The sequence below is a fragment of the Halogeometricum pallidum JCM 14848 genome, from assembly GCF_000337095.1.
GTDB classification, from domain to species: Archaea; Halobacteriota; Halobacteria; order Halobacteriales; family Haloferacaceae; genus Halogeometricum; species Halogeometricum pallidum.
Genome location: NZ_AOIV01000024.1, coordinates 91,788 through 117,682, shown reverse-complemented (window position 1 = coordinate 117,682; position 25,895 = coordinate 91,788). Strand labels below are relative to the sequence as shown.

General features: G+C 66.3%; 32 protein-coding genes. 18 read left to right on the top strand and 14 right to left on the bottom strand.

Annotation, left to right across the window (positions count from 1 at the left end; translation table 11 throughout):
- Positions 1-96: 96 nt before the first annotated feature.
- Together C474_RS10625 and C474_RS10620 are read left to right on the top strand one after the other, a co-directional pair.
- Positions 97-717: an AAA family ATPase gene (locus C474_RS10625; RefSeq protein WP_008386648.1), complete on the top strand. Its 621-nt coding sequence runs from the start codon at positions 97-99 to the stop codon at positions 715-717.
- The gene (locus C474_RS10620; RefSeq protein WP_008386645.1) at positions 714-1,133 is read left to right on the top strand and encodes an RNA-binding domain-containing protein; all 420 of its coding nucleotides are present in this window, start codon (positions 714-716) and stop codon (positions 1,131-1,133) included. Before C474_RS10625 ends, C474_RS10620 begins: the two co-directional genes overlap by 4 nt.
- A gap of 3 nt (positions 1,134-1,136) precedes the next feature.
- Here the strand turns inward: C474_RS10620 and C474_RS10615 are convergent, their stop codons facing one another.
- Positions 1,137-1,352: a hypothetical protein gene (locus C474_RS10615; protein ID WP_152421650.1), complete on the bottom strand. Its 216-nt coding sequence runs from the start codon at positions 1,350-1,352 to the stop codon at positions 1,137-1,139.
- Positions 1,353-1,708: 356 nt separating this feature from the next.
- On the opposite strand from C474_RS10615, the gene C474_RS10610 reads away from it, so the two are divergent.
- The 6 genes from C474_RS10610 (at position 1,709) to C474_RS10590 (ending at position 7,543) form a co-directional block, all read left to right on the top strand.
- Positions 1,709-2,350: a helix-turn-helix domain-containing protein gene (locus C474_RS10610; RefSeq protein WP_008386641.1), complete on the top strand. Its 642-nt coding sequence runs from the start codon at positions 1,709-1,711 to the stop codon at positions 2,348-2,350.
- A 448-nt stretch (positions 2,351-2,798) separates the two neighbouring features.
- Positions 2,799-3,476, top strand: a complete 678-nt coding sequence (locus tag C474_RS10605; protein WP_008386640.1) for a helix-turn-helix domain-containing protein — start codon at positions 2,799-2,801, stop codon at positions 3,474-3,476.
- A gap of 509 nt (positions 3,477-3,985) precedes the next feature.
- Positions 3,986-4,654 carry a helix-turn-helix domain-containing protein gene (locus tag C474_RS10600; protein WP_008386638.1) on the top strand — a complete coding sequence of 223 codons (669 nt, stop codon included), beginning with the start codon at positions 3,986-3,988 and terminating at the stop codon, positions 4,652-4,654.
- 103 nt (positions 4,655-4,757) lie between these two features.
- A complete protein-coding gene (locus C474_RS10595) occupies positions 4,758-5,102 on the top strand; it encodes a DUF7344 domain-containing protein (RefSeq protein ID WP_152421648.1) in 345 nt (114 codons plus the stop codon).
- 85 nt (positions 5,103-5,187) lie between these two features.
- The gene (locus tag C474_RS23670) at positions 5,188-5,403 is read left to right on the top strand and encodes a DUF7835 family putative zinc beta-ribbon protein (protein WP_449404851.1); all 216 of its coding nucleotides are present in this window, start codon (positions 5,188-5,190) and stop codon (positions 5,401-5,403) included.
- Positions 5,404-7,165: 1,762 nt separating this feature from the next.
- Positions 7,166-7,543: a DUF7475 family protein gene (locus C474_RS10590; protein ID WP_049916908.1), complete on the top strand. Its 378-nt coding sequence runs from the start codon at positions 7,166-7,168 to the stop codon at positions 7,541-7,543.
- 28 nt (positions 7,544-7,571) lie between these two features.
- Here C474_RS10590 and C474_RS10585 read toward each other — a convergent pair whose 3' ends face one another.
- Together C474_RS10585 and C474_RS10580 are read right to left on the bottom strand one after the other, a co-directional pair.
- Positions 7,572-8,129: a magnesium transporter gene (locus C474_RS10585; protein WP_008386633.1), complete on the bottom strand. Its 558-nt coding sequence runs from the start codon at positions 8,127-8,129 to the stop codon at positions 7,572-7,574.
- Positions 8,130-8,711, bottom strand: a complete 582-nt coding sequence (locus tag C474_RS10580) for a magnesium transporter (protein ID WP_008386631.1) — start codon at positions 8,709-8,711, stop codon at positions 8,130-8,132.
- A 400-nt stretch (positions 8,712-9,111) separates the two neighbouring features.
- On the opposite strand from C474_RS10580, the gene C474_RS10575 reads away from it, so the two are divergent.
- The 4 genes from C474_RS10575 to C474_RS10560 are packed head-to-tail and all read left to right on the top strand — an operon-like array spanning position 9,112 to position 12,555.
- The gene (locus tag C474_RS10575; protein WP_008386629.1) at positions 9,112-9,888 is read left to right on the top strand and encodes a DUF4129 domain-containing protein; all 777 of its coding nucleotides are present in this window, start codon (positions 9,112-9,114) and stop codon (positions 9,886-9,888) included.
- Positions 9,885-10,526, top strand: coding sequence for a DUF7269 family protein (locus tag C474_RS10570; protein WP_008386627.1), 642 nt, complete (start codon positions 9,885-9,887; stop codon positions 10,524-10,526). Before C474_RS10575 ends, C474_RS10570 begins: the two co-directional genes overlap by 4 nt.
- Positions 10,523-11,788 (top strand): DUF58 domain-containing protein, encoded by a 1,266-nt coding sequence (locus C474_RS10565; protein WP_008386626.1) that lies wholly within the window; start codon positions 10,523-10,525, stop codon positions 11,786-11,788. Before C474_RS10570 ends, C474_RS10565 begins: the two co-directional genes overlap by 4 nt.
- Positions 11,785-12,555, top strand: a complete 771-nt coding sequence (locus C474_RS10560; RefSeq protein ID WP_008386624.1) for a DUF7519 family protein — start codon at positions 11,785-11,787, stop codon at positions 12,553-12,555. The genes C474_RS10565 and C474_RS10560 overlap by 4 nt, the downstream gene beginning before the upstream one ends.
- Positions 12,556-12,808: 253 nt before the next feature.
- On the opposite strand, the gene C474_RS10555 is transcribed toward C474_RS10560, so the two are convergent.
- From C474_RS10555 to C474_RS10545, 3 genes are all read right to left on the bottom strand, one after another.
- Positions 12,809-13,090, bottom strand: a complete 282-nt coding sequence (locus tag C474_RS10555) for a DUF4242 domain-containing protein (protein ID WP_239640414.1) — start codon at positions 13,088-13,090, stop codon at positions 12,809-12,811.
- 192 nt (positions 13,091-13,282) lie between these two features.
- The gene (locus tag C474_RS10550) at positions 13,283-14,248 is read right to left on the bottom strand and encodes an AAA family ATPase (RefSeq protein ID WP_008386621.1); all 966 of its coding nucleotides are present in this window, start codon (positions 14,246-14,248) and stop codon (positions 13,283-13,285) included.
- A gap of 256 nt (positions 14,249-14,504) precedes the next feature.
- A complete protein-coding gene (locus tag C474_RS10545; RefSeq protein ID WP_008386619.1) occupies positions 14,505-15,899 on the bottom strand; it encodes a signal recognition particle protein Srp54 in 1,395 nt (464 codons plus the stop codon).
- Between the two features lie 119 nt (positions 15,900-16,018).
- Between C474_RS10545 and C474_RS10540 the strand changes: the two genes are divergently transcribed.
- Together C474_RS10540 and C474_RS10535 are read left to right on the top strand one after the other, a co-directional pair.
- Positions 16,019-16,975, top strand: a complete 957-nt coding sequence (locus C474_RS10540) for a D-2-hydroxyacid dehydrogenase (protein WP_008386617.1) — start codon at positions 16,019-16,021, stop codon at positions 16,973-16,975.
- A 38-nt stretch (positions 16,976-17,013) separates the two neighbouring features.
- Positions 17,014-17,631 (top strand): LysE family translocator, encoded by a 618-nt coding sequence (locus tag C474_RS10535; protein ID WP_008386615.1) that lies wholly within the window; start codon positions 17,014-17,016, stop codon positions 17,629-17,631.
- Positions 17,632-17,715: 84 nt separating this feature from the next.
- Here the strand turns inward: C474_RS10535 and ftsY are convergent, their stop codons facing one another.
- The 6 genes from ftsY to C474_RS10505 all read right to left on the bottom strand — a co-directional run bounded on the left by ftsY (position 17,716) and on the right by C474_RS10505 (position 21,188).
- Positions 17,716-19,275, bottom strand: coding sequence for a signal recognition particle-docking protein FtsY (ftsY, locus tag C474_RS10530; RefSeq protein WP_008386613.1), 1,560 nt, complete (start codon positions 19,273-19,275; stop codon positions 17,716-17,718).
- Positions 19,276-19,302: 27 nt separating this feature from the next.
- Complete coding sequence (pfdA, locus tag C474_RS10525) at positions 19,303-19,764, bottom strand: prefoldin subunit alpha (protein ID WP_008386612.1); 462 nt, start codon at positions 19,762-19,764, stop codon at positions 19,303-19,305.
- Entirely contained in the window at positions 19,764-19,940 is a 177-nt protein-coding gene (rpl18a, locus tag C474_RS10520) for a 50S ribosomal protein L18Ae (protein ID WP_008386610.1), read from the bottom strand. Before rpl18a ends, pfdA begins: the two co-directional genes overlap by 1 nt.
- A 146-nt stretch (positions 19,941-20,086) precedes the next feature.
- Positions 20,087-20,752 carry a translation initiation factor IF-6 gene (locus tag C474_RS10515; protein WP_008386608.1) on the bottom strand — a complete coding sequence of 222 codons (666 nt, stop codon included), beginning with the start codon at positions 20,750-20,752 and terminating at the stop codon, positions 20,087-20,089.
- 1 nt (position 20,753) lies between these two features.
- Complete coding sequence (locus C474_RS10510) at positions 20,754-21,032, bottom strand: 50S ribosomal protein L31e (RefSeq protein WP_008386607.1); 279 nt, start codon at positions 21,030-21,032, stop codon at positions 20,754-20,756.
- Positions 21,033-21,035: 3 nt separating this feature from the next.
- On the bottom strand, positions 21,036-21,188 hold the full coding sequence (locus C474_RS10505) for a 50S ribosomal protein L39e (RefSeq protein ID WP_008386605.1): 153 nt from the start codon (positions 21,186-21,188) through the stop codon (positions 21,036-21,038).
- A gap of 207 nt (positions 21,189-21,395) precedes the next feature.
- On the opposite strand from C474_RS10505, the gene C474_RS10500 reads away from it, so the two are divergent.
- On the top strand, positions 21,396-22,358 hold the full coding sequence (locus tag C474_RS10500) for a DMT family transporter (protein ID WP_008386602.1): 963 nt from the start codon (positions 21,396-21,398) through the stop codon (positions 22,356-22,358).
- Between the two features lie 32 nt (positions 22,359-22,390).
- On the opposite strand, the gene thpR is transcribed toward C474_RS10500, so the two are convergent.
- Entirely contained in the window at positions 22,391-22,951 is a 561-nt protein-coding gene (thpR, locus tag C474_RS10495; RefSeq protein WP_008386601.1) for an RNA 2',3'-cyclic phosphodiesterase, read from the bottom strand.
- Positions 22,952-23,085: 134 nt separating this feature from the next.
- Here thpR and C474_RS10490 point away from each other — a divergent pair, with 134 nt between their 5' ends.
- The 3 genes from C474_RS10490 to sufS all read left to right on the top strand — a co-directional run bounded on the left by C474_RS10490 (position 23,086) and on the right by sufS (position 25,526).
- A complete protein-coding gene (locus C474_RS10490) occupies positions 23,086-23,832 on the top strand; it encodes a tetratricopeptide repeat protein (RefSeq protein WP_008386599.1) in 747 nt (248 codons plus the stop codon).
- Positions 23,832-24,134: a DUF424 domain-containing protein gene (locus tag C474_RS10485; protein ID WP_008386598.1), complete on the top strand. Its 303-nt coding sequence runs from the start codon at positions 23,832-23,834 to the stop codon at positions 24,132-24,134. The genes C474_RS10490 and C474_RS10485 overlap by 1 nt, the downstream gene beginning before the upstream one ends.
- Positions 24,135-24,254: 120 nt before the next feature.
- Positions 24,255-25,526, top strand: a complete 1,272-nt coding sequence (gene sufS, locus C474_RS10480) for a bifunctional cysteine desulfurase/selenocysteine lyase SufS (protein WP_239640415.1) — start codon at positions 24,255-24,257, stop codon at positions 25,524-25,526.
- Positions 25,527-25,559: 33 nt separating this feature from the next.
- Here sufS and C474_RS10475 read toward each other — a convergent pair whose 3' ends face one another.
- The gene (locus tag C474_RS10475; RefSeq protein WP_008386596.1) at positions 25,560-25,871 is read right to left on the bottom strand and encodes a hypothetical protein; all 312 of its coding nucleotides are present in this window, start codon (positions 25,869-25,871) and stop codon (positions 25,560-25,562) included.
- Positions 25,872-25,895: the final 24 nt, after the last annotated feature.

The window sequence follows — 25,895 nt, the reverse complement described above, 5'->3', positions numbered from 1 at the left end:
TCCAGATTTTTGCGCCGAGCGGTCGCACGAAGTGTGACCCGAGGCGGAAAAAGGTGGAGCGGCAGCCCTAAGTCCGACAGACGAGAAGCGACGACGATGAAGGTCATCGGAACCGTCGGTCTCCCCGGAAGCGGAAAGGGGGAGGCCGCGTCGGTCGCCCGCGAAACGGGGGTCCCGGTCGTGACCATGGGCGACGTGATTCGCTCCGAGTGCCGGGAGCGAGGGCTCGAACCCGCCGAGCACCACGGCGAGATAGCGACGGCGCTTCGCGAGGAGGAAGGTCCGGCCGCAATCGCCGAGCGCTCGCTTCCGCTCATCGAGGTGGAACTCGAATCGAGCGAGGTGGTGCTCGTCGACGGCCTCCGGTCGGAGCACGAACTCGACAGATTCCGGGAGCGGTTCGGCGAGGAGTTCGTCCTCGTGAGCGTCGAGGCGCCGTTCGACCTCCGCGCCGAACGCCTCTCGGACCGCGGCCGCGACGACAGCGACGTGGACCGCGAGGCCCTGCGGAAACGGGAGGAGCGCGAACTCGGCTTCGGCATGGACGAGGTGATGGACCGCGCGGACGTCGTCGTCGACAACACCGACTCGCTCGAACGGTTCCGCGGGCGGATTCGCACGCTCCTCGAAGAAGACGAGGACGAGGAGGGGTCGGACACCGGGGAAGCAGACGGTGACGAGGCCGGGGTCGAGACCGAAGCGGAGGGTCGGACGTGATATACAGCGCTCACGCGCGTATCGTCGTTCCGGTGCGCGACACGGAGGTGACCGACCGCGTCGAAGACGCCGTGCGCAACATCTTCCCGAACGTGGAGTTCGAGCGAGAGGCGGGACAGATCGTCGGCGAGACGCATTCGCTCGAACAGTTCTCCGAGAAGCTTCACGAACAGACCATCCTCGACACGGCGCGGCGGGAGTTCACGAAGCGCGGCGACGACTCGGGCTTCTCCTTCGCGCTGAAGAAACAGGCGGCGTTCAAGGGCGTCGTCAACTTCTCCGTCGGCAACCCCGACGAACTGGGCGACATCGAGGTGCACGTCACCGTCGAGAACCCGGGCGTCGACGAGTTCGTCGACCACATCGCGCCGCCGACGGAGGACGGCAAACCCGTCCACCCGGACGACCGCGAGTAGGACTCACTCCGACTCGTCGCGTTCGGCGTACGAGCGTATCAATCCGCACTCGGGGCAGACGTACGCGGTCGGTTCGAGTCGCTCTTTTATCCCGAACCCGCCGAGGATTCCTTTCTTCCGCTCGTTCGTCACGAGTTGTAGAGCGAAGCCTTCGGCGGTCTGCACCTTCATCGCCTCCATGCTCACACCGCAGTCGGGGCACCGTCGAATCTCGGCCACGGGGTCGGTTACGAGCGGTGCGGAGATATACCCGCGTCCGGCCACGCGTCAAGCGCGTTTGTCACGAGACGCAATTAGTTCCAGAGAAGGCAGCGAGGGAGAGAAACAGTCAACGTAGAATCACCAGCGGGAATCGACGTTTCGGTTTAACTGTGCTTGCCATGTCCAGCGGGGGAGATTAGCCGATTACCGGTCAAGCCGAACGGAGATCAGCAGTACACGTCGATAAGAAGTCGAATGCAGACTACGGTCGTCCTATCGCTATCGACAGGTGACGAGCAACGGAATGTTCACAATCGGACCCGCCACGGTGGGGATTTCTACTCCGTCCGGTCTCGACCGACCGACGCTAGGAAATGACGGCGCTTCTGGACTTCGGGATCTCGAGTGACGAATTCGTCTTGGGGAGGTTATTGGACGTAGATGCCGTGCATCGCATCGAGTTCACGCCGTTCGTTCCCGTCGGAGATGGCTTTATCCCGTATATCTGGGTAACAACAGACGACCACGAGGTGTTCGAGTCGACGGTACTCGACTCGCCGTGCGTCGCGGCGTTCCAGAAACTCGACGGAGCGAGAGGTCCGACGCTCTATCGGATCGAGTGGACGGAGCGTCTCGACGGACTGCTCGACATCCTCCAGGCTCACGACCTCGCGGTTCTCCAGGCGAAGACGACAGGTAGCGAGTGGCGATTCACTCTTCTCGCCGAGAGTCGAGACGTGTTCGAGACGTTTCAGACCCACTGTCACAGGGGCGGATTCCCGATCACGGTAAAGCGGTTGTCGAACAGCGACGACCGTGACGGACTGTTGTACGGACTGACGGAGAAACAACGCGATGCACTTCTGCTCGTGTTCGAGGCGGGATACTATACCGATGGGGAGAACGTCACGCTGGCCGAGCTCAGCGAACGGCTCGATATCAGTCAGCAGGCCTTGTCCGCTCGGATACGGCGGGGGACGAGCACGCTTATCTCGAACACGATTGCGTTGGATTAAGGGCTGCCTCGGAAACTATGAGGGGGAGAATGCCCGACTCCGACACACCTTCGACCGGCAGGTGAAGTACACACCCTCCTCGGTTGACAGTCTGCTTCGTAGCGGCAATCATTTATTGGTCTCTGTAACGAAAATCTGAGTAACGGAACCACGACCGCACGTTGTGTGTTTGCGCCCCGATTATGGAGGGGCCGTTTGAACCGGGGTACCCGGTCGAGCAGCTGTCTCTTATACACATCTCTGAGCGNGATGTGTATAAGAGACAGCCCCCCCCCGTTCTCCTCGCGTGGTCGTCACGCGGAACCCATCACACGGGAATCACGTTCCGCACCAGCGACCAGTCATACATGACAGAAGCCACGCTTTCAGCCCGCGAGGCGCGTCCCACACCCCGGCTATCCGCAAAACCGTTTGTTTTGCCCGTTCGTTCCTTTGAGGTGGAGACTCGATGAGCGTCGTCGTCGAGTTTACGCTCCCCTCAGAGTCGTTCCCGTTCGGACGGTCCACGAGCGGAGACCCGAGCGTCCGGGTCCAACTCGAACGTCTCGTCCCGCTCAACGAATCTCGTATCCCCTTCCTGTGGGTGACGGGCGAGGACTTCGACCAGTTCGAGCGGCATCTCCGCGAGAGCGAGGTAGTCAAACGCGTCGAGGCGGTCACTCGACTCGGCGACAGCATCCTCTATCAGACGGAATGGTACACGGACAAGGAAACCTTTCTGAACGGTCTCAGCGACCAAAACGGGGCGATCATGGAAGCACACGGCAACTCCACGTGGTCGTTCACCGTCCGCTTCCCGAACCACGCCGCCCTCACCGGATTTCACCAGTTCTATCAAGCGCACGACTTTCCCGTTCACATCGACCGGGTGTACGCCCCCGACGAGACGTCCCGAACGGAGTACGGTTTCGGACTCACGCCCGAACAGCGCGATACGCTGATGATGGCCGTCGAAAACGGCTACTTCTCCGTCCCCCGAGGCACGACCCTCGATGAAATCGCCAAAGAGGTGGGTATCACCAAACAGGCCGCGCCCGAACGCGTCCGGCGCGGAACCGAGACAGTCCTCCGGAAGGCGCTGATCGGGCTGATCGCTGAAGACTTCGAGTCGGAAGACAGGGGGTAGGTTCGGCTGCGTTTCGAGGTAGCTTCTATGTCGACGGGTCGACCGCTTCGAGCTCATATCTGCTCAGATAGCCAACACAACAGACGGACCACAATCGGTACTAGTGTTACTCCACTCTCAGTTCGGCGTCCCAGCGCCCGCCACTGAACGACGACGGCGCGTTCTCGGATAGTTTCCGATTAATCATCTGTGGGTAATACCTAAATTTATCCGTCTCTGTCACCTCACTTGTAGTACGGAACTACAGCTGCATACCCTGTGTTCGCGCCCCAATTATGAAGGGGCCGTTTGAACCGAGATATCCGGTTGAGGGGGACAATCTCCTCGTTCTCCTCGCGTAGCAATCTCGCGGAGCATGTTATTCAGTACACACGTTCCGCAATCTCATCAGTCACGCATGACAGTACTCACGTATCCGGTCCATAGAACCGACCGTATACCCCGGTCGTCGGATAGCTCGTCCGTCCACTCCCCGCTCACCGCGTGGAGGAACCGTTCCGGTAAGCGTCGTGCTTGAGTTTACGCTCCCCTCGGATTCGTTCCCGTTCGGACGGGCCACCAGCGGGGACCCGAGCGTTCGGGTCCAACTCGAGCGACTCGTCCCCCTCAGAGAATCCCGCATCCCCTTGCTGTGGGCGACGGGTACAGAGCTCACTCAGTTCGAGCGGCATCTTCGAGACAGCGAGATAGTCACGCACGTCGAGGCCGTCACGCGACTCGGCGACAGCGTTCTCTACTACGTCGAGTGGGACACCGACAAGGAGACGTTCCTGAACGGTCTCAGCGAGCACAACGGATCGATTCTGGACGCCCACAGCGATTCCGAGTGGTCGTTCACCGTCCGCTTTCGGAGTCACGCCGACCTGACGCGGTTCCACCAGTTCTATCAGGCTCACGACTACCCGGTCGCTATCGACCGCGTGTACGATCCCGAAGAGGCCTCCCGAACGGAGTACAACTTCGGTCTCACATCCGGACAGCGCGAGGCCCTAATGATGGCCGTCCAAGAGGGTTACTTCTCCGTCCCTCGAAAGACGAAACTCGACGAGATCGCCGACCAGTTGGGTATCACCAAACAGGCCGCCTCCGAGCGCGTTCGACGCGGGGCCGAAACGGTCCTCCGGAAATCGCTGATTGGTCTGGTTTCTGATACCCTCGAACCGGCGGACGAAGCGTAACACCGGCCTCGTCTTAAAGCTGCTTTCTATGTTCGGTTCAGAAGACCCGACCAGAATATGTCAACCCGACCGCTGAACCGGGCGGACGGAGTATCGAGGGATGATGCGAACGAAAGACCCTGTCCCCGATTCGGCCTTCCGCTGTCTCGCCACCGAACGGCGACGGCAGATTCTCGGTTACGTTCGGAACAGCGACGGCGATACCGCATCGTTCGACGACCTCGTCGACCACGTAATCGGGCGGGAGGGACCGTCGTCGACCTTGGACAGAGAACAGGTCGCCCTCGACCTGTACCATCGTCACCTTCCGATACTGGCCGACCGCGGCGTTATCGACGTCGACGACCGGACCGAGAGGGTCCGGTACAACGGCGACGAGGAGATGGAGACCGTGCTAGGCTCCGGGGCCCGCGAGTCGAAGCCTCCGACGGAGACGGTGGATAGCTGATGCTCCGCATTCAGCGTACGGCGTTCGCATCTCGCTCGGCAATCGTTTCGGGAGATCGACCGCTCAGTAGTAGCCTCGTATAACGATGTCAAAGACAACATCTGAATGGCCAGAACGGGATGGAATGGTACTCAGACACTGCTCGAACTGCGGAGGGGAACGCGAGCACGAGATATCGCTGACGATTACGCCGGTGGTACGGCGAGACAACGTGAAGCCGGAAAACGAGAAGTGCGCCAGAAAACCCCACCGAGTCTACGAGTGTGCATACTGCGGTCACGCGCGTCCTGAACGAGCGTAGCGGTTAACCCCGTCGCGGACATCGACGCTATCGTTTTTCGGGTCGAATGTTACCATCAGCACGTGATTCTCGATTCGGCTTATTCATTGAATTTGTCACGGTTGGCATATCTCTACCCGTTCGTTGACTTGATCGGTATACTAAACGCAGACGCACTAAGCGAGACAGACGGTGTCACATGACGTGAATCTGCGTACTGCGAAACCTATGGTGACGAACGAAAACGCACAGCACACTTGAACTGCGTAAGACCCCGGTCGGAAAGAGAATCGACAACGGTAACCAACTGTCCGTGAAATTCCCCAGAACAGCGCCTTCACCGTGTCTACTGCGACATATCGTCGTCGGAGAGAATAATCCGCCAGTCGGAGCTAATAGCCCTTTTCTCTCGGATGGTGGTCGGTACTACAGACAGAATGGCCCGTCTCTACGAAGTGCTCTATCGACCGCTTATTGAACTCATAGGGCGTTAGATCGCCTGAATCACTCATTGACCAGCGACACCGCTGGCATACGATTTCCACGGTGGTCGTTAACGGGACACACGTATGGACCCTCCGCCTGTCGCTGTCGCAGTCAGATGCGTCGGAAGAGGCGTGAACTACGGCAGACTAACTGTTGTGGTAGGGTGAACGTCGCCCGGGGGAGGCGACGTTGTTTGGTCGACATTCGACCGTTGGGGGATTGGGGCACAGACCGGTGTCCACCAGCGGGGGTATCCCGAGTGAGTGATTCGTCGTGGATACGCGGATGGTCGGCCGGTTTCCGTCTGGTGGACATCTTTAGATGGAGAGTTAGAGCAGTGAGCGCCCGGGTTGTTACTAACCGCCGTTCAAATGCGGAAGGGTAAACGTCGCGACTATGCCCAGAATGTCGAGAATCCGAGAACGATGGTCGCGGCAGTCACGGTGACGACTTCGCAGGACTCGTCCGCGAGTACTGGTCACGCCGGGGGGTCCTTCGGAGAAGGAGATAGTATGTCAGGTCGCGCCGTTGATACCGGCGGGAAGCCTTCTCCGTTGGACGCTTGAGGCTTCGGTCGGCCCGAACGAATTCATTCGCGCTGTGACTGAAACGGATTGAAATGCCACCGTACCGAGCGCGGTTGGTCTCGTTGAGAATCGAGGCGAGTAGACGGAGTTACGCTTGTCGAACGGACGAGGAGGACACGTCGGTAACGGAGGTATCGGAATCCGATGATAGAAGTAACTGACGAGTACAACCGACCGCCCCTCGTCACGGCGAGTAGGTTTTGACGATGCTGAAGAGACGGAACAGAAGCGGGTGGGCGATATCCTAGTTCGAGAACCGCCCTCGTCGAAAGCGGGGGAGCCACGCACCGCGAGCGAGCGGACCGAGGAATCCCCGGGGCGCTGCGAAGCCGCGCTGAGGAGGGGGGGTGAGGTCGCGCTTTTGGTCCCGCTCTTGCCGAGGGCCGCCTTCGGAAGACGCCGACGGTCTGAAATCGCTACGCGATTTCCGAGCAGAACTCGGAGAGTTCCGGGGACGGCGACCAGTACCGCGATACGGGCGACGCGCGGGGGAACCTCGACGGCGACGGGCCAGAGTCCCTCGAGGAAGTCGGCAGACCGCACGGATGAAGGAGGGGACCGCCGGCCCTGATCGGCGGCGGTCGGTGTCGGACGGCGGACAGACGAGGGGCGGCCGTCGTCCGTTCGACGGCCGAACCGCTAGAGAGACCGGAACTACCAACCAGGGCGAATCTGTCAAGGTATTTGCACCCGGTCGCGCTACTGAGCGCATGGCCAGTCAATCGACTGCCGCCTCCGAGTCCCCATCGCTGTTGAGCCTTCCATCGAACAACCTCGCGTACCTCGGCGTCGTCGCCGCCCTCGTCTCGGCGGTGATCCACCTCTATCTCGCACCGGTGGTCATGGGCTTCGACCCGACGACGGGTGTTTTGTTCTACCTGAACGCGGCCGGATGGGTCGTCGGCGCCACCCTCTTTTTCACCCGCTACTGGCGGCGCGAACTCCACCTCGTCGCCGCCGGCTACGCCGTCCTGACCATCGTCGCCTACGTCGCCATGGGCGGGCCGACGAACTCGATGGCCATCGCCTCGAAAGTCGCCGAAGCGGTCGTCGCTCTCGTCGCCGGCTACCTCTACGCCGCCGAGTAGGCGGACCGAACGCGCAGTCGGCCTTTTTTCAGACGAATATCTGCACCGACGCGAACAGCACCACGACGCCGAGCACGTCGCAGGAGTTCGTCACCAGCGGGATGACCACGTCGTCGGGGTCGAGTTCGAACCGGTAGGCCGCGTACGTCGCCGCGAGCGTGACGGCGACGGCGAGGACGGCGAGGACGACGCCCGAGGCGAGCGACACCGTGAGGACGGTCCACACCGACAGCGCCGTGCCCCCGACCAACGAGGTGAGGAGCCACGCCCCCACGCCGACAACGGGGAAGATGGTGACCGAGAGGGCGACGGTGGCGACGGCGTTGCCCGCGAGTTCCTCGTCGGTCGGGTCGAACGAGAGCGTCCCGAGGTGGAACGCGGTGGAGAGACGCGCCGCGAGGATGCTGCCCAGGTTCCCGGCGGTGCCGATGGTGACCGGGACGAGAGCGAGGAGCGTCGGATACCGATACAGTTGGGACTCGAAGCTCCCGAGGACGAGTCCGCTCCCGAGTTCCACGAGCGTGAGCGCCAGGAGAACGGGGAGCATCGCCCGCGTGATGTCCCGGACGGTCCACTCGGTCGCCATTCAGAGCACCTCCACGACTGCCAGTACGGTGCGAACGGCGACGAGGAGAAAGAGGACGCCGAACACGTCGCCCGTCGTCGTCACGATGGGACCGACGAGCGTGTCGGGGTTGCGCCCGCGGCGGTAGCCCGCGAAGACGACGGTGATGACGACGGCGACGAGGACGAGTCCCGAGAGCAGGCCCGCGAGGACGGCGATGCCGACGAGGACGCCGACGGGCGCGACCGAACTTCCGAGCGCCGTGAGGACGAGGAAGGCGGCGACGGCGGCGAACGCGGAGGCGAGGAGGCCGTTTCCGAGCGCCGCGGCGGCGGCGGCGCGCAGGCGGCGGTCGCCGGCGGTGACGCTGGGTTCGATGAGCCCCTGGTGGAGGGCGGTGGCGATGCGCGCGCCGAGCGACCCGTAGACGTTCCCCCGCGTGGCGAGGAGGGCGGGGACGAGGACGAGCAGTCCGGGTACCTCCCGGAGTTCCGCGCGCATGCCGGTGAGGACGACGCCGGCGATGAGGCCGCCGACGAGGCTCGCGACGAGTGCCGGAAGGGCTTCGCGGTACGCCTCCACGGCCGCGTCGCGGATAGTCATACAGGGGGCGACGGGCGCGGGGATGAAAAGTCGGACGTGTCACGCCGTGCCGAACGTCCGAGGGACGCGACGCTCGGTCCGCGGCGGTGCCTTCCCCCCGCGACCGGGCCGTCTAGCCGGTCCGAACAGTTTCAGACGGTTTCACGCCTAAGGGATGGCTAACGCGAGCGTTTCAGCTGAAAGCGCCACAATTACCTTACCGCGGGCGCGCGAGTCGCCTATCCACGCGAGTCAGCTATCGCGGATGACGGGACCCGGGCCTCGAAGACGGAGACACGAACGCAAGACTCCCGCCGTCCGCGAGGCGTCTCGACCGCCGGACGACCGAACGCGTTCGACGTTTAGGAGTCGTCATCGGCGATCGAATCGCTACCACTACCGCGACCGCGCACCCCGAGAGATGAACCTACGCACAGTCGCAACCGCCCTCGTCGTTCTGTCCTGTATCGCATCGGTCGGCGTCGCGTCGACGACGCTCGAAACGTCGCTGTCGACGAACCCCGACGAGGTGGTCGACCTCGACTACAACACCGTCCCCATCAGCCCCGACACCGCGGGTGATCTCAAGCGCGCGATGACGGGGCAGGGGTCCGAAGCGGCCGTCCAGCGGTCGGCGAACGGGGACGGTGACGGACAGTCCCGCGTCGGTGCGGCCGAGGAGGAGCAGCGGTCGGCGGACTCTAACGGTCAGTCGAACGACCAGCAGTCTCAATCGCAGTCGGAATCCCAGTCCGACGCGACGCGCGAGTGGCTCGACGTGTTTATGGACTTCTTAGAGACGTTCCTGCCGCTGTTCGCCGCGCTGGCGGCCCTTCTCGGCGTCGCGGTGCTGCTGGCGCGTTACGGCGATAGGCTCGCTCGACGCTTGGGAGGCGACGCCGACCGGCAGGAACCGACCGGCGCGCGCGAACTCGAACCGCAGAACGCCATCGAACGCGCGTGGGTGTCCGTCCTCTCGAGGGCCGACGTGGAGGACCCGTGGCGACGGACCCCCGAAGAGTGTGCCTCCGCCGCCGTCGAGAGCGGTTTCGACCCCGAGGGCGTCGAACGTCTCAGGCGCGTCTTCGAGGAGGTCAGATACGGCGACCGCGAGGTGACCGACGAGCGAGTCCGACGGATGGAGGATGGCCTCTCGCGGTTCGACGAGGGGCGGACGCCGGGAGGGCTCCGGCGGTGAACCGCGCGGGACGACTCCTCGTCGGTGGCGTCGGCGCCGTCGGGGCGGCGGGTGCGTTCGCTCTCGTCGCGCTTCCGAACGCCCTCGGCGACGCGGCGGCGGCGCTCGTCGCCTTCGCCGGCAACGACTACCTGCTCGCGGCGGGCGTCGCGTCGGTGGCGCTGCTGATCGTCGTCGCCGCCCTCGCCCTCCGCGGCGCCGACGGGGTGACCCGAACGACGCCGCCCGAACCGGAGACCGTTCAGAACGCCGCACACCCGGGCGTCGAGTTCGACCGCGCGGTCGAAGACGGCTCGTGGAACTCGGTCGGTCGCGACGGGGACCAAGAAACCGTCCGCGAACGGGTCCGCGAGGCGGCGGTTCGGTCGGTGATGCACCGCGAGGGCGTCGCGCGCGAACGGGCCGCGGCGCGCGTCGACGCCGGGGACTGGACGGACGACGACGTGGCGGCCGCGTTCCTCTCCGAGGACGAGCGGACGTCGCTGACCGCTCGCCTCCTCGGTCCGCTCTCGGGACCGGGGTTCCGGCGGGGCGCGAAGCGCGCGGCGGACGAGGTGTGTCGGGTCGAGGGCGTCGCGGACGAGAGAGCCGACGTCGAGAACGGGCCGAGAGCCGCCACCGACGGGGGCCGGCGATGACGACGGTCCGGCGGACCCGTCGGTGGCGCGGCGTCGTCGCCGTCGCCCTGTTCGCGGCCGCCGTCGGCCTCCTCGCGAAGGACCCCGTCGTCCTCCTCCTCGGCGCCGTCGGCGCGGGCTACGCGGCGTACCCGTGGCTCACCTCGCCGCCGACCGTCGACCTCGATTTGACGCGGACGGTCGACCCGCACGACGCCGAGGCGGGAACCGACGTGGACGTGACCGTCCGCGTCCGGAACACGGGGTCGTCGACGCTGACGGACCTCCGCGTCGTCGACGGCGTCCCACCGATGCTCACCGTGAGCGGGGGGACGCCCCGGCACGCCGCGTTCCTCCGGCCGGGCGCGACGACGGAGTTCTCCTACGCCGTCCGCGCCGAACACGGACGCCACCAGTTCGACCCCGCGACGGCCATCGCCCGCGACGCGGCCGGCGCCCACGAAGTCGAGACGACCGTACAGACGGACACCGCCATCGAGTGCGCCGCGACGGTTCCCGAGGTTCCCCTCCGGCAGCAGACGATGCGGGCGGGCGGGTCCGTCGTCACCGATGAAGGCGGCGCCGGCACCGAGTTCCACCAGACCCGCGAGTACCGCTCCGGCGACCCCCTCTCGCGCATCGACTGGCGGCGGCGGGCGAAGACGGGCGAACTCACCACCATCGAGTTCCGCGAGGAGCGACTCGCCTCGGTCGTCCTCTGTCTGGACGCCCGCCCCTCGGCCTACCGCGCGACCGACGAGGACGAACCCCACGCCGTCGCCTGCGGTCGCGAGGGGATGGCGCAGGTGCTGACCGCGTTGGCCGACACGCGCAACCCCGTCGGCGTCGCGGCCGTCGGCCGACAGCCCTGTTGGCTGCCGCCGCGAACGGGGAGCGACCACCTCGCGGAGGCGCGCCGCCGGATGGGGAGCCACCCCGCCTTCTCCACCGTCCCGCCCGCCCCGGACGCCGATTGGGGTGCGGACGGCCAGTTAGAGCAGTTGCGGCGCCGCCTCGACCCGGGGACGCAGGTCGTGCTGTTCTCCCCCCTCGCCGACGAGGCGGTGACGGCGTTCGCTCTCGAACTGGAACGCGGCGGAACCGCCGTCACCGTCGTCTCGCCCGACCCGACGACGACGGCGACGCGGGGCGGACGGCTGGCGACGGTCGAACGCGACGACCGGATTCGGCGACTGCGGAGCGCGGAGGTGCGCGTCGTCGACTGGGACCCCGCGGAACCGCTCGGCCCGGAACTCGTCCGGGCGCGGGAGGGGTTCGCGTGAGCGGACGAACCGGGCGGAGGACAGAGACGGAGACCGAACCGACGGCCCGGCGGCACGTCGCGCATCCGACGCGCCCCGGCGGCGTCCTCGCCGTCCTCGCCGCCGTCCTCGTCGTCGCCGCCGTCACCGGAAGCGGGGCGGCCGATTCGGCGGGCGCCGGACCCCTCGCCGGCGTCCCCCTCGTCGGCCTCGGCCTCTCGCTTCTCGGCGTCGCGGGCCTCGTCGCGGCCGCGGCCGTCCGTCGCCGCGGTCACGCCGTCGTCGGCGGACTGCTGCTGCTCGCGGGCGCGGGCGGCGTCGTCGCCGCCGTCGCCGCGACGGCGACGGGGGCCGAAGCGCTCTCGGAGCGACTCGTGACCGGCGCGGGCGTCGCCGGCGTCGCCCTCGTCGGCGCGGGCGTCGCCCCCCTTCGGTCGAACCGGGCGGGCGGACTCGTGACCGTCGGCGCCGCCGTCCTCACCGTCTCCGTCGTCCTCGCGGGCCTCCTGACGGAGACGGGCGCGACGCCCCTCCTCGTCGCGATGGTCGCCGCCGTCGTCGCGTGGGACGCCGGCGAGCGAGCCGTCTCCTTGGGCGAACAGGTCGGCGTCGCGGCCCGGACGTGGCCCGTCGAAGTCGGCCGAACCGCCGCCACCGCGGGCTACGGCGTCGTCGTCGTCGCCGCGACGCTCGGCGTCCGCGGGATGGGCGTCACCGACGTTCCGCTCGTCGGTCTCCTGTTGCTGCTGTGCGCCGCCGTCGCGTTGCTGGTGGCGCTGTCGAACTGAGGAACACGCGCGGGCGGCGACATCACAGGATTCGGAGGACGATTAGTCCGGTGTCTTTTCCGACCAAAGAGGAACGCTGAGATCACCCCGTACCACGTGCTTATGTCTATATTAGATGTCAGCAGGGAGAGGGTACTGACATGAGTCCTCTACCGAATGAAGGGTGCGCATCGGCCAGCAGCGTTCGAGCGTCAGTGGAGAAATCGATCTCTATAGATACGACTACCGCCGTTTTAATTGCTTTTGTTGGGGTTCAGGTTGCCTCGCCCTGTTCAACCTCAAATATCTCGTCTGCGGTGAGTCCGTGGGCTTCTTCGTGAACTTTCTCACCCGCTTCTTTGCTTGGGCCTTCGAACAGACAGAAGACGGCACCTTCGTCCTCGTCGACCCAGTAATTCAGGTATTTCACACCGTGTTTCTCTTGGGTCTCGACGTCTTTTTTGTGTGCCTCTACAACGTCTTCGACGGTTGCGTCAACATTTCTGTGGACGTCCATAAACAATGGCATGGCACGTAGCAATACAGCCGAGTTCATGATAAAGTACTTATAATTTCACGCAAAACCGGCTATTGATTAACTGGGTGACTGTTCACAGTCGCAGTTCTCGATATGGATTGGTGGATTGCAATCCACAGTGACGTTAGCGCCCTATACTGAGTAGCTGTTTCGCCCCGTCTTCACTGTGAATAATTCGCGCGTAAATTCGATTCTCCGAGAGACGGTCCGTCAGGCGCGCCGCCGAACGTCCACCGAGGGCACGGAGAGGTCCGCGAGGATGTCGTCGACGACATCGCGCGGGTCCACCTGCCCGACGCGGGCGTCCGGCGTCAGGACGAGCCTGTGGGCCAACACGGGCCTCGAGACGGCGTTCACGTCGTCGGGCGTCACGAACTCCCGCCCCTGAATCGCGGCGAGGGCGCGCGACGCCTCGAACAGCCGCTGGGTGGCGCGCGGCGAGACTCCCTCGCGGACGCGGCGGTCCTCGCGCGTCGCGCGGGCGACGTCGACGAGGTACTTCCGCACGTCGCGTTCGACGTGCACCCGTTCGGGGGCGGTCCGAATCTCGCTCGCCGTGCGCCCGTCGCAGACGCGCGACGCCGACGGCGACTGTTCGTGACGCTCCGCGCGCCGGTCGATGAGTTCGAGTTCGCCCGCCTCGTCCGGGAACCCGAGGCTCGTCTTCACGACGAAGCGGTCCTTCTGCGCCTCGGGCAACTCGAAGGTCCCCTCCTGTTCGACGGGGTTCTGCGTGGCGATGACGAAGAACGGGTCCGGCAGGGCGTGCGTGTCGCCGTCGACGGTGACCTGTCCCTCTTCCATCGCCTCCAGCAGGGCGGACTGCGTCTTCGGCGAGGCGCGGTTTATCTCGTCGGCGAGGACGACGTTGGCGAACAGCGGCCCCTCCTGGAACTCGAACTCCCGAGTCCGCTCGTTGAACACGTGCGTGCCCGTCACGTCCGAGGGCAGCAGGTCGGGTGTGAACTGCACGCGCGAGGCCGAGAGGCCGAGTGCGGTGGCGAACGACCGCGCGGTGAGCGTCTTCCCCGTTCCGGGGACGTCCTCTAAGAGGACGTGCCCCCGCGAGAGATAGCCCAACAGTATCGACCGCAGAACCGAGCGGTCGGCGACGACGGCGCGGGACACCTCGTCGAGGATGTCCCGGCAGGTGGCGGCGCAGTCTCCGACGTTCATGTGCGGGAGTGTGCCGGAACCACCATTAGTAGATAGTACGTAATCGAACAGTCGTCGCGGCGGGCGTCCGGTCGTCTGCGGTGCGGAGACGACGTCGAGCGCGATTTAATCCCGACCTATCCGTCGACCGGCGACGAAGCTGTCAGCCGAGAAGGAAGCGTTTCAGCGCGCGGGCCGGCGGAAAACTGGGAGCAAAGCGGAGCGAAGAGCGAGGCGAAACGGGGAGCAGTCGAACGTCGCGGTCGGAACGGGACGATCAGTCGCCGAACGGACCCATGCCGCCGAGTCCGCCGCCGCCACCGCCGCCCTGATTCTGGAGCTTCTTCATCATCCGCTGCATGTCGCCGTCGCCCATGCCTTGGAACTGCTTGATGGTGCGCTCCATCATCTTGTGCTGTTCGAGCAGTTCCTGCACCAACTCCTCGCCCTTGCCGGACCCGCGGGCGATGCGGCGGACGCGCGAGGCGCCGACGATGCGGGGGTTCTCCAACTCCTCTTCGGTCATCGAGTCCATGATGACGTCGAACGAGCGCATCCGGTCCTGCGTCACGTCCATCGCGTCGTCCGGGAGTTCGTCTTTGAACCCGCCGCCGAGTCCCGGAATCATGTCGAGCACCTGGTCGAGCGGACCCATCTTGTTCATCGCCTCCATCTGCTTTTGCATGTCCTTGAGGGTGAACGAACCCTTCATGATGTCCTCGGGGTCCCAGTCGTCCTCGCCCTCCTGCGTCTCCTGCATCGCGCGCTCGACCCGTTCGGACAACTGCTTCAGGTCGCCCATGCCGAGGAGGCGGGAGATGAAGCCGTTCGGCTCGAACCGCTCGATGTCCTGCACCGTCTCGCCGGTGCCGAGGAACCCGATGGAGGAGTCCGTCTCGTTGACGGCGGTCAGCGCCCCGCCGCCCTTCGCCGTCCCGTCCAGTTTGGTGATGACGACGCCGTCGATGCCGATGGAGTCGTCGAACTCCCGGGCTTGGTCCTTCGCGCCCTGTCCGATGGCCGCGTCGAGAACGAGCATGGAGCGGTCGGGGTTCACCTGCCGCTCTATCTCCTCTATCTCGTCGATGAGGGCCTCTTCGAGGGCGTGTCGGCCCGCGGTGTCGACGATGTGAATGTCGGCATCCTCGGTGGCCTCCATGCCCTCGCGCGCTATCTTGACGGGGTCCTCCTCGTCGGGGTCGCCGTAGAACTCCACCTCGGCCTCTTCGCACATCTGCTTGGCCTGGTCGTACGCGCCCGGTCGGAACGTGTCGGTCTGGATGACGGCGGGGCGCAGCCCCTTCGTCGAGAACCACCACGCCATCTTGGCGGCGGTGGTCGTCTTCCCCGACCCCTGCAGGCCCGCGAGGAGAATCGTCTGCGGTTCCAGCGGGATGTCGGTCGACTCGCCGATGAGGTCGACGAGTTCCTCGTAAACGATCTTGAGGACGTGGTCGCGCGCGGACGTGCCGCCCGGCGGTTCCTCGTGCAGCGCGCGGTCTTCGATGGACGAGGAGAGGTCCATCACGAGGCTCACGTCGACGTCCGCGGAGAGGAGAGACCGCTGGATCTCCCGGACGATCTCGTCGACGTCGTCCTCGTCGAGCCGGGACTTCCCCTGCAGTTTGTCGAGACTGCCGCGAAGGGAACTCCCGAGATTGTCGAGTACCATTGTCCTTCTCTACGCCGCCGCCCGTGTAAAGGCTTTATCCGTTGTTCTCGGTGGTGTCTCGGGGAGAGCGCTGAGGGGGAGCCCAAACGCTATCACGCGACCGCCCGAGGCACCGAGTGATGACCAAAATCCTCGTCCTCGGTGATTCGGCGCACGGCATCCCCGCCTCGGAGTACGCGACGGCGCTCCGAGAACGACTGCCCGACGCGACGGTCGTCCACCCCGAAACCTCGGACGGACGGCTGAACGAGGCCGCGGACGCCGAGATAATCACCGGCACCTACCTTCCGGACGAACTGCTGGCGGCCGCCGAGGAGTTGCGCCTGTTCGCCGCCCAGTCAGCCGGCACCGACCACCTCCCCGTCGACCGCCTCCGCGAACACGGCGTCGCGGTGACGAACGCCTCGGGCGTCCACGGCCCGAACATCGCAGAGCACGTCCTCGGATGGCTGCTGATGCTCGCCCGACGGCTGGACGAGGGCATCCGCCGGCAGCAGCGCCGCGAGTGGCGGCACTTCCAGGCGTTCGGCGAACTGAAGGGGTCGACCGTCACGGTGGTCGGACTGGGGGCCATCGGACAGGCCGTCGTCGAGCGGTTGGAGCCGTTCGACGTCGACACCGTCGGCGCGCGCTACACGCCCGAGAAGGGCGGACCGACCGACGAGGTGGTCGGCTTCGACGAGTTGGAGTCCGCGCTCGTCCGGACGGACTACCTCGTCCTCGCCTGCCCGCTGACCGAGACGACGGAGAAACTGATAGACGCCGAGGCGCTGGACTCGCTGCCGAGCGACGCGGCCGTCGTGAACGTCGGCCGCGGCGGCGTCGTCGACACCGACGCCCTCGTGGAGGCGATTCGCCGCAACTACGTCCGCGCGGCGGCGTTGGACGTGACCGACCCCGAACCGCTGCCGCGGGACCACCCGCTGTGGGACTTCGAGAACGTCCTCCTGACGCCCCACGTGTCGGGCCACACGCCCCACTACTTCACGCGACTCGCCGACATCCTCGCCGAGAACGTCGAACGCGTCGAGGAGACCGGCGAGTGGGACGACCTGAAGAATCAGCTCTCGCGCTAAGGGGGGAGTTTTAGTCGCCGCGACGACACCGACCACCGATGCCCGAACTGCTCGCCGGTCTGACGACGACGACGTACCTCGCGTTCTGCGGGGCCGCCGTCGCTCTCATCCTCACGCCCGGCCCGGACACGATGTACGTCCTCGCCCGCGGAATGCAGGGTCGCGGCGTCGGCGTCCGCTCGGCGCTCGGAATCTCCACCGGCGTGCTCGTCCACACCGCGGCCGCGGCGTTCGGCCTCGCCGCCCTCCTCCGCGCCGCGCCGACGGCCTACCGGGTGGTGAAATACGTCGGCGCCCTCTACCTCGTCTATCTCGGCGTCTCGGCGCTCCGGAACGACGAGTTCGACCCGACGGTCGGCACCGACCCGGAGGGGAGCTTCCGCCGGGGCGTGTTCGTCAACGCCCTCAACCCGAAGGTGGCGCTGTTCTTCCTCTCTTTACTCCCCGGGTTCGCGGGGACCGGTTCCGGTGCGGACGCGCGGATGCTGCTGCTCGGCGCGACGTACGCCGGGCTAACCGCCGTCTACCTCTCCGTCGTCGCTCTCGGCTCCGGCCGAATCGGCCGGGCGCTCGAGTCTTCGCGCTTCTCCTCGGGGTTGAACTGGCTCGGCGGCGGCGTGATGGTGGCGCTCGGCGTCGGCGTCGCCGTCGAGTGAGAAGGAGCGCTGGAGTGGAAACAGGGGGGTTCGATCGGGCCGGAGAACGAGCCGGTTCGAGTGGAAACGAAGGGGGTCGGCGGGCTACTCCTCGTCGCCGAGGAGGCGATCGACCATCAGTTGGGGGTCGAACCGCTCGATGTCGTCGTAGCCCTGTCCGACGCCGAGAAAGAGGATGGGCTTGCCCGTGACGTAGGCGATGGAGATGGCCGCACCGCCGTTGGAGTCGGCGTCGGCCTTCGTCAGGATGGCGCCGTCTATCTCCGCGGCGTCGTTGAACTTCTTCGAGCGTTCGACGGCGTCCTGTCCGGCCACCGCCTCGTCGACGAACAGCGTCATGTCCGGGGAGACGACGCGGTCTATCTTCTCCAACTGGGCCATCAGGTCGTTGGAGGTGTGCAGGCGACCGGCGGTGTCGCCGAGGACGACGTCGATGTCGTGGGCCTTCGCGTACTCGACGCCGTCGTAGATGACCGCCGCCGGGTCGCCGCCCCGTTCGTGCGTGATGAGTTTCGTGTCGAGGTTCTCGGCGTGCTTTCGAATCTGCTCGTTCGCCCCCGCGCGGTAGGTGTCGCCGTTGGCGATGACCACCGAGAGACCCTGCTTCTCGAAGTAGCGAGCCATCTTGGCGATGCTCGTCGTCTTCCCGACGCCGTTGACGCCGGTGAAGGTGAGCGTGATGGGCTTGTCCGCCTCGGCGATTCGCTGGTCGAAGTCGAACTGACCGATGCTGATGACGTCGTACAGGGCGTCGTGGAGCGACTCGTGGACGAGTTGGCCCATCGTCTGGACCTGCTTGCGCGACTCGCCGATCATCTTGTCGCGGATGGTCTCCAGAATCTCTTCTGCGACGTGCATCTCCACGTCGCTCTCCAAGAGCGCCATCTCCAGTTCCCAGAGGGGGTCTTCGAGGTCCTCCTCCTCGATGATGACCTTCCCCGTGGCGAACGCCGCGGCGCGCTTGAGTCGCCCGGCGCCGTCCTTCTTTTCGCCGGGTTCGAGCGCTTCGCTCGCGGCGTCCGACGCGAGACGCTCGCGCGGCGGCGCCTCCTCGTCGTCCGCGTCCACGGCCGCCTCCTCAACGCGTTCGTCGGCGGGGTCGACCGCTTCGGCTCCCGCCGTCGACGTATTCGCGTCCGCGCCTACGTCCGTACCCGTACTCGTCGAGGCGGCGTCCGCGGTTCCGGTCGGCGACGACGCCGTGTCGGATTCAGACCCCACCTCGGGCGTCGTCTCGGGGTCCTCGTCCGGCGGCGTCCGCGCGTCGGCGTCCGCCGTCGCCCCGTCGGTCGTCCCGGCGTCGGCGCTCTCGGAGAGCGAGACGCCGCCGGGGTCCTCCTCGGGCATCTCAGCGGTCGTCGAACCCGCTTCGTTCTCGCCGTCGGCGGTCGTCGGGGCGTCGACACCGGGCGTTCCGGGTTCGGAGTCGGCCGCGACCGTCTCGGCGTCCGCGTCGGCCTCGGGTGCCCCCGGTTCGGCCGCCTCCGCCTCGGCGGCGGGTTCGGACGTCTCGGCGTCGGCTTCGACCGGCGTCTCGTCCCCGGTCTCAGTTTCGGCCTCGGCTTCCGCTTCGGCCTTCTCCTCGGCGGTATCCTCGACATCCTCGCGGAAACTGTTGAGCTTCTTTTTCAGTCCGTCGAACATAGTGAGTGAAAGCTGGTCGAAGCGGCGTTACGCGCCGTCTTCGTCGCCCTGCTGCTGCTGCATCTGCTGCATCTGCTGTTGCTGCATCTGCTGTTGCATCTGCTGGGCCTGCTGTTCGAGTTCGGAGCTCTCGTCTTCGAGGTCCTCTATCTCGCCGCGGACCTGCGCGATTTGCTCGTCGAGGGAGTCCTGCTTCACGCGCAGGGCCTTGATGGCGTCGTTCTGCTCCTGCTCGGCCGCGTAGTTGCCGCCGAGGTCGACGATGACCTCGTCGATGTCCTGCACTTCCGCGCGGAGGTAGGCGCCGCCGCCGAGGGGTACCTGCACCGTCGACCCCGACTCCAGCGTCTCGATGGCCTCGACGGCCTCGTCTATCTCCTCTTTCTCCTGTTCGAGGTCCGCAACGTCGGTTTCGAGCTCCTCTATCTCCTCGTCGATGGCCTGAAGCTCCTGGGAGAGCTGCTGGAGCTGCTGTTGTCCGCCGCCCATCATTGCTCGGACACCTCCGAGATCTCGATCTGGGGGCGCTTGAGCCCGTGCTGGCTCCCGATGTTCGAGAACACGTGGTCTCGGGCGACGTTCTCGTTCGGCGCGTCGACAACTGTCTCGAATTTGCTGTGGCCGTCCCGGCTCTGGAACTGGCCGCTCACCGTAAATTGACTCATACCCGCATCGTCGGCCCGCGAGCGGGAAGTATCTTCCTACTCGGAGGGAACAGAGCCGCCGGAACGGAGCGCCGAATCGGACGGCGGCGCTGGAGGCGACAAACCGAGCGGAGCGGAGAGAAGGGAGAGCGGTCGCGTAGCGGTCGTCAGTCGAGGTAACCGAGCGTCTCCTCGATGCGGCCGAGTTCGGGCCCGGTCGTCTCCGTGCCGACGACGTAGCTGGCCTCGTTGGCGACCAGTCCGGAGCCGACGAGCGGCGCGCCGTAGTTGACCGTGCCGATGTCGGCGCGCACGTCGAGGAGCTCTTCGAGCGCCTCTAGCTCGGGTTCGCGGGATTTGGGGTGGCAGAGCACCCCCCTGTTCGTCGCCACGGCTGCGGTGCCGACGGTCCGCACGTCCGCGAGGTCGCCGCGTTCGGCGGGCACGTCGAGTGCGTCCTCGACGGCGGCCACCGCCTCGTCGGAGAAGTCGGGATGGACGTACGCGCCCGCGTCGTTCGCTAAGACCACGTTCCCGGCGGCGTTGATGCGGCCGGGAAGCTCCGAGACGGGGACGCCGGCGGCGTCTTCGATGGTCTCCTTCTCTCGCTCGGTCGCGCGCGCGGAGACGAGGATGCCGTTGGCGTTGCCCGTCGCGAGGGCGCCGACGGTTCCCGATCCGCCGACGGTGGTCTTCACCGCGGGCACGCCGAGTTCGTCGGTTATCGCGTCGACGACGTCGTCCTCGGCGTCCGGGCGGACCAACAGTATGTCGTCGGTCGCGCACGCGAAGACGCCGACGTACGCCGAGCCAGCGAAGGAGGTGCGGAGCACGTTATTCGGCCGGTTCGGCTTCGACGACTCGCTCGCCGTCCTCGTCGAACCGAGCGGCGCGGACGCGCAGTTTGCTCGGGGGCTGCTGTCGACCCGTCGCCCATACCGTCTCGTTGATGGCGGGGTCGAGGCGAACCTCCTCGGTGTCGACCGAGAAATGCTTCGCGAGGTGCTCGCGGATGATCTTCATCGCGCGGCCCGCACGCTCGTGCGCGGGAACGGCTTTCACGTCTCGGAGCGGGACCGTGATGACGCGCTCCTCGAAGTCGCTTGCGCTCATGGCTTACTCGTCCGTGTTGCTCCGCCGCCAGTTGCGGCGCTTCGGGTTTCGCGTGACTTCCATGTCCGTCTTCATCATGACCCACGCGGGGACGCGGCTGTTCTGACGCTCCAGTTTGGCCAGTCGCTTCTTCTTGGCCTTGGACTTCTTGCTCATGGTGCCCGAAACTACCTCGGGCCCGCATAAAATCTTGTTCCTTCGGTTCCGCCGGTGCGAGGATGCCTCACGGCCGCCACGGCCGATAGTCAGTACGACCGGGGCCGGTATCGCCTCCGTCCCGATGCTGCCGGCCCCACCGAGTCGACCGTCCGACCGGAGCGGAACCGAGCCATTCACGACGGCCGACCGCTTCCGGACAGCCAGATGCGTCATCGGACCTCCCTCGTCTTCGTCCTTCTCTCGGCCGTCTGGGGCACCGCCTTCGTCGCCACCGAGGTGGGTCTCGACTCCCTGCCGCCGGCCCTGTTCGCCGCCGTTCGCTTCGACGTGGCCGCGCTCCTCCTCTTCTGTCTCGCGCGCGTCCGGGGGAACCGGCTCCTGCCCGCCTCGCGCGCGGAGTGGCTGCCCGTCCTCGCCGGCGGCGCCCTCACCATCGGCGTCCACCACGCCTTCCTGTTCTCCGGGCAGGTGTACGTCGATGGCGCCGTCGCCGCCGTGCTCCTCGGACTCATCCCCGTCATCACGCCGGCGCTCACCCGTCTGACCGCCGCGGCCGAACGCCTCTCGCCCGTCGGCGCCGCCGGCGTCCTCCTCGGGTTCGTCGGCGTGGTCGTCATCGCCGACCCCGACCCGGGGAACCTCGGCGCGTCGGACCTCCTCGGCGTCGTCCTCGTCCTCGCCTCGGCCGTCGCGTTCGCCCTCGGCGCGGTGCTCACGCACGACTCGCGCTCGGACCTGCCGTTCGTCGCGACGCAGGCGTGGATGATGCTCGTCGGGGCCCTCCTCCTGCACGCGACGAGCGCCGCCCTCCCGTGGGAGTCGTTCGCGGCCGCCGAGTGGACCCCGGAGGCCGTCGCCGCCCTCCTCTACCTCGCCGTCGTCGCCGGCGCGGGCGGGTTCGTGATGTACTTCTGGCTGCTCGACCGCGTCGGACCGGTGGAGGTGAGCCTCCTCGAGTACGTCATCCCCGTCTTCGCCGCCGTCTCCGGGTGGGGACTTCGGGGGACGGCGCTCGATGCGACCACCGTCGCCGGCTTCGCCGTCATCTTCGTCGGCTTCCTGCTCGTCAAGCGCGAGGACGTGCGGCGAGCGCTCGAACGCGGACGCGGACACCGGCGAGAACGGGAGTGCGACGGCGACGCGCGGATGCCGCGCGACGCGGACTGAGACGGTGAGAAGGGGGACAGCGCGTCTCGACGTCAGAGCGCGAAGCGCCGGAGCGTCTCGTACCGCGGGCCGCCGTCGGTCAGCACGCTCTCTTTCAGGTGCACCTCGCGCACCGGAAACGTCCCCACGTCGGGATCCTCCTCGCGGACGACGCGTTGGACGAGGTCCTTGCCGCGCGCGTCGTCCATCCGGGCGAGCGTCACGTGCGGCGTGAACTCGCGGTCCTCCGACCCGAAGCCGCGTGCGGCCGTCTCGCGGTCGATGGCCTCCGCGAGCGCCGTCATCTCCGCCGCACCGGCCCCCTCGCGGACGCCGGCCCAGACGACGCTGATGTACTCTAAGGAGGGAAAGACGCCGAACCCGCCGACGGTGGCGTCGAACGCCTCGACGCCCGAGTCGTCGATGGCGGTCTCCACGGCCGCCCCGACGTCGGGGAGGCGGTCCTCGTCCGTCTCCCCGAGGAACTTCAGCGTGACGTGGACCTGCTCGGGGGCGACGAACCGGAGCCCCTCGGCGCCGGCGAACCGCTGTTGCGCCGACGCGACGGCCTCCGTGAGCGAGTCGGGCAGGTCGATGCTGAGGAACAGGCGCATACGGGTGGAGACGGTCCGACGACGGTTCAACGTTCGGCCGGCATACGCCGGACGGGGGTCCGGCCCCCGAGAGACCGCCGCGCGACGGGATTCGTGACGCAGTTCTTAACCGTCCCGACCTCTAAGCGCGCCGCATGGCAGAAGACGGCGAGCGAGACAGACCCCACCGTTTCTCCGAGGGACAGGGGTTCAGCGAGGACTACGAGGAGTTCACGCTCGACCCGCCTGAACTGAACGTCGACCCGGCGAAGGTCGACCCGGTCGACACCCGGGTCATCGCCGACGAACTCGACGAACGGAACATCGCGAAGGACGAAGTCGACGTCGACCAACTCGTCGACGTCGGCCTCTCGTACATGCAGATAAACCGCTTCGAGGAGGCCACCGAGGCGTTCGAGCGGGCCGCGCAGTTCGCCGAGGACGACTCCCTCGAAGCGCAGGAGGCGTGGGTGAACAAAGGCGCCGCGCACGCCGAGTTAGAGGAGTTCGACGAGGCAATCGGCTCCTACCGCGAGGCGCTCCGCATCGACGACGACTCCGAGCACGCCGCCTCCGCGGAGACGAACCTCGCCTACGCCCTCTGGCAGTTCGGCGAGACCGAAGAGGCGCTTCAGCACGCCGAGCGCGCCGTCGAGATAGACCCGCGCTTCGGGCAGGCGTGGTACAACCGCGGCTTCTTCCTGCAGGAACGCGGCCTGAGCGAGGACGCCGTCAACGCCTTCGACAACGCGATCAGACTGGGAATGCGGACGGCCGACGTCTTAGAGGAGAAGGTCCGCGCGCTGGAGGACCTCGGCCGCGAGGACGAGGCCGACCAGGTCCAACAGCAGGCCAACGAACTCCGGCAGCAGCGCGAACAGGAACTCATCGAGGACCAGTGATGCTCCTCCGAGAGCGAGACACGCCGGAAGGACTGCTCGTCTCGGTCTGCGACCGCGACTGCCTCGGCGAAACGTACGAGGACGGCCCGGTGTCCCTCGAAGTGACCGAAGAGTTCTACGGCGGCGAGGAGGCCGACGACGCGGACGCCCAAGCCGTCGTCGACAGTCTCACGCGCGCGACGGTGGCGAACATCGTCGGGGAACGCGCCGTCGAAGTCGCCGTCGACGCCGGCATCGTCGACGAGGAGTCGGTCCTCGACGTCGGCGGCACGCGCCACGCCCAACTGCTCTGGATGCGGTAGCGGACGAGTCGTAGCTGATTCCCGTAGCGGTTCGCTCGGAACGTTACCGAATTCGGTTTCGTCGCGCCGTGCGGACCGAAGCCGTGTTAGTGCTGGGGCGGTTACCGAGTTACAATGGGAGTGCAGGAATCGTACCCGATAGACGTCGCGTCCATCCGCGAGGACTTCCCCATCCTCGACCGGAAGGTCGGCGGCGACTTCACGGTACCCGGCGAGGGCGACGACGACGAACTGCCCCTGGTGTATCTCGACAACGCGGCGACCAGTCAGACGCCGAAGCAGGTGGTCGAGACCATCGTCGACTACTACTACGGCTACAACTCGAACGTCCACCGCGGCATCCACCACCTGAGTCAGGAGGCCTCCGTCGCGTACGAGAACGCCCACGACCGCGTGGCGGAGTTCGTCGGCGCCTCGGGGCGCGAGGAGATCGTATTCACGAAGAACACGACGGAGGCGATGAACCTCGTCGCCTACGCGTGGGGCCTCGAAGAACTCGGCGCGGGCGATACGGTGGTGCTCACGGAGATGGAGCACCACGCCTCCCTCGTCACGTGGCAGCAGATAGCCAAGAAGACCGGGGCGTCGGTCGAGTACGTCCGCATCGACGAGGAGGGCCGCCTCGACATGGACCACGCGGCGGAACTGATCGACGAGGACGTGAAGATGGTCTCGGCCGTCCACGTCTCGAACACGCTCGGAACCATCAACCCCGTCGCCGAACTGGCGGAACTGGCGCACGACGTCGGCGCGTACATCTTCGTCGACGGCGCACAGGCGGTTCCCACGCGACCGGTCGACGTGAAGGAGATAGACGCCGACTTCTACGCGTTCTCGGGACACAAGATGCTCGGGCCGACGGGCATCGGCGTCCTCTACGGCAAAGAGGAGATCCTGGAGGAGACCAGCCCCTACCTCTACGGCGGCGAGATGATACGCAGCGTTACCTACGAGGACTCGACGTGGGAGGACCTCCCGTGGAAGTTCGAGGCGGGCACGCCCGTCATCGAACAGGGTATCGCCCTCCACGCGGCCATCGACTACCTCGACGACGTCGGGATGGAGAACGTCCAAGAGCACGAGGAACTGCTCGCCGAGTACGCCTACGACCGACTGACCGAACTCGACGACGTCGAGATATACGGGCCGCCGGGCGACGACCGCGGCGGACTCGTCGCGTTCAACCTCGACGGCGTGCACGCCCACGACCTCTCCAGCATCCTCAACGACCACGCCGTCGCCGTCCGCGCCGGCGACCACTGCACCCAACCCCTACACGGCAAACTGGGCATCGCCGCCTCGACGCGCGCGTCGTTCTACGTCTACAACACCTACGAGGAGATAGACAAACTCGTGGAAGCGGTCGACGACGCCCGGCAGTTGTTCGCCTGAGGTCGTCGCACCCCCCAAAACGGCCGTATCGGTTCAGTCCGCTCCCGGCGGCGACGCCGAAGGTGCCACGTCGGACGAGCGTCGAAGCGACGCGCCGAGTTCGGAGACATCCGCCGGGGAGCGAAACAGCGCGATGAGTCCCCAGATGACGCCGGTGAGGAGGGCGCCGGCCGCCGAGTACGTCATGCCCATCGTGAGGAACGCCGTCCCGTAGACGAACCCGAGAGTCAGCGAGGGGAGACTCGTCCCGAGCGGAATCTTCGACGTCTCGTCTCTCAGCGTCGGCGCGAGCGCGGCGACGGAGAAGACGTTTCCGGCGAGGAAAACTATGTCTTGCCACATCATTGTTCTTCTACCTCATTTTTGCTG

Coding starts and splice junctions, on each gene's coding strand:
- C474_RS10625 (WP_008386648.1), top strand. CDS start 97: ATGAAGGTCATCGGAACCGTCGGTCTCCCCGGAAGCGGAAAGGGGGAG.
- C474_RS10610 (WP_008386641.1), top strand. CDS start 1,709: ATGACGGCGCTTCTGGACTTCGGGATCTCGAGTGACGAATTCGTCTTG.
- C474_RS10605 (WP_008386640.1), top strand. CDS start 2,799: ATGAGCGTCGTCGTCGAGTTTACGCTCCCCTCAGAGTCGTTCCCGTTC.
- C474_RS10595 (WP_152421648.1), top strand. CDS start 4,758: ATGCGAACGAAAGACCCTGTCCCCGATTCGGCCTTCCGCTGTCTCGCC.
- C474_RS23670 (WP_449404851.1), top strand. CDS start 5,188: ATGTCAAAGACAACATCTGAATGGCCAGAACGGGATGGAATGGTACTC.
- C474_RS10590 (WP_049916908.1), top strand. CDS start 7,166: ATGGCCAGTCAATCGACTGCCGCCTCCGAGTCCCCATCGCTGTTGAGC.
- C474_RS10585 (WP_008386633.1), bottom strand. CDS start 8,129: ATGGCGACCGAGTGGACCGTCCGGGACATCACGCGGGCGATGCTCCCC.
- C474_RS10580 (WP_008386631.1), bottom strand. CDS start 8,711: ATGACTATCCGCGACGCGGCCGTGGAGGCGTACCGCGAAGCCCTTCCG.
- C474_RS10575 (WP_008386629.1), top strand. CDS start 9,112: ATGAACCTACGCACAGTCGCAACCGCCCTCGTCGTTCTGTCCTGTATC.
- C474_RS10565 (WP_008386626.1), top strand. CDS start 10,523: ATGACGACGGTCCGGCGGACCCGTCGGTGGCGCGGCGTCGTCGCCGTC.
- C474_RS10555 (WP_239640414.1), bottom strand. CDS start 13,090: ATGAACTCGGCTGTATTGCTACGTGCCATGCCATTGTTTATGGACGTC.
- C474_RS10550 (WP_008386621.1), bottom strand. CDS start 14,248: ATGAACGTCGGAGACTGCGCCGCCACCTGCCGGGACATCCTCGACGAG.
- C474_RS10545 (WP_008386619.1), bottom strand. CDS start 15,899: ATGGTACTCGACAATCTCGGGAGTTCCCTTCGCGGCAGTCTCGACAAA.
- C474_RS10540 (WP_008386617.1), top strand. CDS start 16,019: ATGACCAAAATCCTCGTCCTCGGTGATTCGGCGCACGGCATCCCCGCC.
- C474_RS10535 (WP_008386615.1), top strand. CDS start 17,014: ATGCCCGAACTGCTCGCCGGTCTGACGACGACGACGTACCTCGCGTTC.
- ftsY (WP_008386613.1), bottom strand. CDS start 19,275: ATGTTCGACGGACTGAAAAAGAAGCTCAACAGTTTCCGCGAGGATGTC.
- pfdA (WP_008386612.1), bottom strand. CDS start 19,764: ATGGGCGGCGGACAACAGCAGCTCCAGCAGCTCTCCCAGGAGCTTCAG.
- rpl18a (WP_008386610.1), bottom strand. CDS start 19,940: ATGAGTCAATTTACGGTGAGCGGCCAGTTCCAGAGCCGGGACGGCCAC.
- C474_RS10510 (WP_008386607.1), bottom strand. CDS start 21,032: ATGAGCGCAAGCGACTTCGAGGAGCGCGTCATCACGGTCCCGCTCCGA.
- C474_RS10505 (WP_008386605.1), bottom strand. CDS start 21,188: ATGAGCAAGAAGTCCAAGGCCAAGAAGAAGCGACTGGCCAAACTGGAG.
- C474_RS10500 (WP_008386602.1), top strand. CDS start 21,396: ATGCGTCATCGGACCTCCCTCGTCTTCGTCCTTCTCTCGGCCGTCTGG.
- thpR (WP_008386601.1), bottom strand. CDS start 22,951: ATGCGCCTGTTCCTCAGCATCGACCTGCCCGACTCGCTCACGGAGGCC.
- C474_RS10490 (WP_008386599.1), top strand. CDS start 23,086: ATGGCAGAAGACGGCGAGCGAGACAGACCCCACCGTTTCTCCGAGGGA.
- C474_RS10485 (WP_008386598.1), top strand. CDS start 23,832: ATGCTCCTCCGAGAGCGAGACACGCCGGAAGGACTGCTCGTCTCGGTC.
- C474_RS10475 (WP_008386596.1), bottom strand. CDS start 25,871: ATGATGTGGCAAGACATAGTTTTCCTCGCCGGAAACGTCTTCTCCGTC.